This window comes from Marinifilum sp. D737 (assembly GCF_026672275.1).
Taxonomy (GTDB): Bacteria; Bacteroidota; Bacteroidia; order Bacteroidales; family Marinifilaceae; genus Marinifilum.
Genome location: NZ_JANQCD010000088.1, coordinates 1 through 1,303 on the forward strand (window position 1 = coordinate 1; position 1,303 = coordinate 1,303).

1 protein-coding gene is annotated in these 1,303 nt (G+C 32.2%); it reads left to right on the forward strand.

The features are described from left to right. The first annotated feature begins 196 nt into the window (after positions 1-196). Positions 197-634 carry a hypothetical protein gene (locus tag NQ163_RS20530; RefSeq protein WP_268192183.1) on the forward strand — a complete coding sequence of 146 codons (438 nt, stop codon included), beginning with the start codon at positions 197-199 and terminating at the stop codon, positions 632-634. Positions 635-1,303 lie beyond the last annotated feature (669 nt).

Consider the following 1,303-nt stretch of genomic DNA (forward strand, 5'->3'; position numbering starts at 1 on the left):
GCTTATAAATCGGCAAGAATGATTGTAGATCCTGCTAGTCGTAAAAAGACTGAAGAAAGCGAAAGGCCCGAAGAACAAAGCGAAGAATAAAACAGTAACAACACCACAAAAAAACACCCTGCACAAAAATGCAGGGTGAAATTCAAAATTCTAATAATAACCGGGAGTTCCCGCTCCCAATTAAAAATCCAAAATTATGAAAAAATTTTATTTCTTATTAATTAGTTCAGTAATAGTAGTAGCTGCTATAATAAGCTGTAACAAGTCTTACGACAATGCAAAGCCTAAGGCTGAAAAACTGAGATTTGAGTCATTTGAAAAGTATGGGAAGATTCATAATAACTTTTTAACCAATGTAAAGGATAATTTTAATCCTGATAAAAATATTAACACCTTAAAAGATGGTATTAATTACATCGATAATTTTCAGCAAAAGTTTCTTAAGTCTTTGGATATTTCAGATAATGACAAGTCTTTACTCTCTAAATCTCTAACAGACAACAAAGAACTAGTTGTTTATGAAAATGGTGAAGTTGACTGGGGAGTTGTTGGTTGGTCTGCATTAGCAGGAGGCATAGCGCATTCGACAGGAGCTGCGGGTAAAGTAGCGAAACTAATAAGTCGTTTATTTTAAAGTTATGAAAAGACTAATTATCGAAACACTTATTATAATTTTTAGCTTTATCGGACTCCCCCTTTTAGGATACTTTATTGGACTATACGGTTTTAACGGAGCAATAATTGTTTTCTTTTCAATTCTACTGTCTTCTCCAATAATTTATTTTCTAATTGAAAGAAGAAAAAAATAAAAAACAAAGTGTCGGTCTACATAGAAACTTTATGCATTATAAACAGCTCGAACACCATAAATAAACGAAAAGAACCCTAAAATGATCAAGCAATTCATAATCGGAGGATTTATCACAGGAATTTTTGTTGGCATAAACCATGTGTTATTTCAATTAAATGTTTATTCAATAGATACCCGACTAGATATTACTGCCATCATAATGGGTGTAGCAATTTTCGAGCTTATTAGGTTTCTTTTCTATAAAAACAAAACGAAACGCTAATTTTTTATTTACCCATACAGCAGTGTTTTTTCTCTAATGCGGGATTTTGATTCTCGCATTAGGTTTTACTAGAGTTGGTAAGGATTTGTACTGTGATATTTTTTGCAAAAATCTAAATGTCCAAAAGTTTTCTATATGGAACTGTTTATTGACGACAGGGAATTTTACCTGGCTTATAAATCGGCAAGAATGATTGTAGATCCTGCTAGTCGTAAAAAGACTGAAGAAAG

Excerpts from the sequence above, each read along its gene's own strand:
- NQ163_RS20530 (WP_268192183.1), top strand. The coding sequence starts at position 197 with ATGAAAAAATTTTATTTCTTATTAATTAGTTCAGTAATAGTAGTAGCT.